This is a genomic window from Arthrobacter sp. AOP36-A1-22, from assembly GCF_052377615.1.
GTDB lineage: Bacteria > Actinomycetota > Actinomycetes > Actinomycetales > Micrococcaceae > Arthrobacter_H.
In genome coordinates this window covers 1-3,800 of record NZ_JBQSWX010000051.1, presented here as the reverse complement: position 1 = coordinate 3,800, position 3,800 = coordinate 1, and the positions used below count along the sequence as shown (strand labels likewise).

Here is a 3,800-nt window from a genome sequence, read left to right as displayed (position 1 = left end):
GCTAGGCAGGGTGTGCTCGGTTGCGGGGGCGCCGGTGTCGTTGAAGGTGTTCATGACCAGGTCGCGTTCTGCCGGCAGCATGAGGGGGATTTCCCCGAGAGTGGCAGGGCCTTCGCGCGGGGTGCGCTCGAGCAGGTCGGTGATGCGTTCGAGATGTCGTTGCGCCGTGTCGACGGAGTACAGGTCCGGGTTGGCCAGAACCCTGACCTCGAGCCCGCCGTCGGCGTCCAGGGAGAGGGCGATGTCCAGGTCCTCCGTCGGCCCGGACCTGATGTTGTGCACGGTTCCGGCGGCCGGGCCGAACGTGGCCCGCCGATCGAAGGGACGGATGTTGATCGTAGGGCCATGCAACCGGTGACCGGCACCGCTCTTTCCCAGGTCCCGGCGGAGCCATTCAGTCCGGTATCTCTGGACGGCGCGCACGGCCGTCAACTCGTTGCGGACCGCCGCAGCGAACTCGGCCACGGTGGTCCCGGGGTCGGTCACCGCCGGCAGACACAGTGGCAGGACGTTGACCCGGGGGGCCACGGCCCGGGCATCGGAGGCCGCCGGTGGGCGGTTCAGCCACGGGATCCCCAGGACGGCGGGCCGGTCGGTGAGGTAGGACTGGGAGTAGGTCCCGATGAGGGCAAAGGACATCTCGATCCAGGTGGACCCCGTTTCGGTGGCGAAGTCGATGAGGGCCTCAACCGCGTCGGGGTCCATCCGTTGCCGGAGATCGTGGTGGTCGACTCGTGCCGGTGCCGTGGTCTCGCATAAGGATCCTGCCGTGTCGAGGATGTCCGCTCGTCGGGTCCAGAAGTCCCGGGCTTCCTCCCAGCTGGAGTCGGCTGCCGGGTCCTCCCTCCTGACGGGCAGCGGGTCGGAATCCGAAGCCAGATCGGTGAAGGGGCTCTCCTCCAGTGCGGCAGGGTCCGTGTACACGCGGGCGACCCACTGGATGAAGGCGTGGACCGAGTAGCCGTCGACGCCGATGTGGTGGAAGCGGGCGAACCACCAGTGCCGGTGCTCCGACAGCCGGATCAGCGCATGGCCGGTGGCGTCGTGCAAGGCCAGGACGGTGTCCCCCTGCCGGCGGGCCGGACGGGACAACTCACCCTCCATCCAATGCCGGGCCGAAGCCTCCGGATCGGCGGCATCCGCCAGATCGATGACCTCGGGGACGATGCACCCGCCGGGGCGGGACCGGGGGCCATCGGGGGTGTCGAGGTAGTCGGCGGCGAGCCCAGTGGCATCAAGGCATTCCCGGAGAGCCTCGGCCCAGCGGTCCGCATCGAGGGGACCGCTGATGTCGACATATTCGGCACATTGGTAGGCCGCCTTGGTGGCGTCACCGAGATGGCCGAACCACAGGGCCAATTGCCCATCGCTCAAGGGGCGGAGATCGGTCTGGGTGGGTGCTGGGGTTGTCATGTCGCTCTAGTCCTCCTTCAATCCCTCGATCAGCACGTGGCGCCAGCAGGAAAAATCATGGCCTCCGCTGAAGCGTGCGGAGGCGGAGTCGTATCCGCGGTCGAGCAGGACCTGCTGAAGCTGATCGACGTGGTCATTGGTGATGTCCTCCCGGGTCCCGACCCGCAGGTCGATGCGCGCACTGGTCCCCGGCTCGCTGGCGAACCGTCCGGTGATCCACGGTTGGTGCACGTGCGTGTAGTTCGCGGGGGTGACGCTGCCGTCGGGCATCCACCACAGCGACGGCGAATGTGCCAGCACCGTGCCGAAGACCTCGGGTTTCCGCAGCGCGGCCAGCAGTGCCGTCAGGCCGCCGAGGCTCTGCCCGGCCAGAACTGTTTCCCCGAGGCCGCGCAGGAGATGGGTTTCTTCCAGTGCGGTGCGGGCCGCGGGCACGATCACGGAGGCCAGGTCATCCACGAAGGCGTGGTTGGCCCCCAGCAGCTCCAGGCGTTCGGCATTATCCCGGGTTGCGATCCCCACTACGGCCACCGGCTCTACTTCCCCCGAGGCCACCGCCGATTCCAACGCCGCGGCCAAATGCAGCCGACCGAACCAGATCTCGGGGTCGGTGAGGACCAGTAGCCGCAATGGTTTCGGGGATCCCGGCGCCGGGGTGTACATCCACTGCCTGGCCGTGCGGCCCACGGCAGGTAACCAGACGGCAGAATGCGTGAGCTTGCCGCGCACTGTCTGGGCCGCTGCCCCATCCCAGACCCCTGTCGCGGAAGCCTCGTCCATGGAGCACACCGATAGCGGCCCGGTGCCGTTGGCATTGATGGTTTCGCCGCGGTTGAACGGGTCCGCCACGGCCGGGATCCCGGCCCGTCGCTGGAGGGCCACTGCGTGGGCCAGTCCTTCCCCCCCGGTGGCCAACGCACGAAAGCCGTAGGAGAAAACTGAGTCGGCGTCGACATCCAGGGTGGCCCACCAGACGTCGGTGTCCGCGATCAAATTCATCCGGCCCTGATCGATCCGGTGCTTATCGGTGAGCCGGTTGGCCTCGAGGTAGACCTGGGCTGCCGTTCCACTGCGGTAGAGGAATGTGACGCTTCTCTCATTTCCTGACCGCGACACGTACGGGGTGCCCCTGCGTCGCACCTCCTCCCAGAAAACGCGGGAATCCACGGGTGAGGGGAGGCCGAAGGTCTCGAAAACCGGGGCGTTGGTGTGGCCGGGGAGCATGGACTCGCTTTCCGTTGTCTTCACGTGCGTTACACGGGATTACTTTATTTGTCAGCCTGCGCTGCGTTGCATGGAAATCCCACTTGAACGCTGTCGAAATCTCACTTAGGTTAGCCTATGTTGAACGGAATACAGAACGAAACCCTCGCCTATTCTCCATCCCTTGGGCAACTCGAATGCAGGTAATTCTTGCGTGTCCTTTTCGTGGGCAGGAGCAGTGGCCCCTACTCGCGTCTTGGGCAGGACAGCCGGCGCTCCATACCCGCACCCGGATCTACCCCTGCAAGGGCCCCGCAATCACCACCCGCCTCTTGCGAAAGGAGCAATGAAATGAACCAACCGCACACCGCTGTCGTCACCGGAGCAGCCCGGGGCATCGGGCGGGCCGTCGTCGAGGCCCTCGCCCATGATCCGGACGGGCCTCCGCAGCTCATCGCCGCTTTGGATGCCGATTTCACCCAGGAGTGCCGGCACACCCGTGTCGGGGACACTAGGGTCGTCGAATACCGCGCCGATGTAGCGGACGCTGATCGGGTGGCGGAGATTTTCGATCAGTTGGCCGCTACCCACCCACCGGTACTGAAGATCGCCCACGCCGCGGGCGTCCTGCACGAGGCAGCGCTGGCCGACACCGACCTGGATGGATTCGCCCGGGTGATGGACGTCAATGTCCGCGGCACCTTCGTCGTCCTGCGCCAGGCTGCCCGTACCTTGGGCGGACGGCGGCCCCTCAGCGCCCCCGGCGAGGCCGGTTCCATCGCGGTGGTCTCCTCCAACGCCGCCGCCGTCCCTCGCGTCGGCATGGCCGCCTACGCTGCCAGCAAGGCAGCAGCTGCGGCCCTCAGTGCCAATGCAGCCCTGGAGTTGGCGCCGCTGGGCATCCGCTGCAATACGATCGCCCCTGGGTCCACCGACACCCCCATGCAGCAGCGGATGTGGAGCGGTGACCCCGAGAAGGCCCGGGCACGCGTGGTAGGTGGGACTCCGGATCGCTTCCGGCTCGGTATCCCCCTGGGCCGGATCGCCGAACCGCAGGACATTGCCGAGGTCGTCCTGTTTTCCCTTTCCCGGCGGGCCCGCCACATGACCATGCAGGACATCGTCGTCGACGGTGGCGCCAGCCTGCGCTCCTGCTAGCCCCCAGCTTTCCCCCACCCCCTAGG

3 protein-coding genes are annotated in these 3,800 nt (G+C 67.0%); 1 reads left to right on the top strand and 2 read right to left on the bottom strand.

Annotation, left to right across the window (positions count from 1 at the left end; genetic code table 11):
* Window positions 1-1,413, bottom strand: a 1,413-nt coding sequence (locus ACT3S2_RS15690; protein ID WP_444561916.1) for a condensation domain-containing protein, incomplete at its 3' end; no start/stop codon positions are given.
* A 6-nt stretch (window positions 1,414-1,419) separates the two neighbouring features.
* Entirely contained in the window at window positions 1,420-2,661 is a 1,242-nt protein-coding gene (locus ACT3S2_RS15685; protein WP_444555765.1) for an alpha/beta hydrolase-fold protein, read from the bottom strand.
* Window positions 2,662-2,967: 306 nt separating this feature from the next.
* Here ACT3S2_RS15685 and ACT3S2_RS15680 point away from each other — a divergent pair, with 306 nt between their 5' ends.
* A complete protein-coding gene (locus ACT3S2_RS15680; RefSeq protein ID WP_444555764.1) occupies window positions 2,968-3,774 on the top strand; it encodes an SDR family oxidoreductase in 807 nt (268 codons plus the stop codon).
* Window positions 3,775-3,800: the final 26 nt, after the last annotated feature.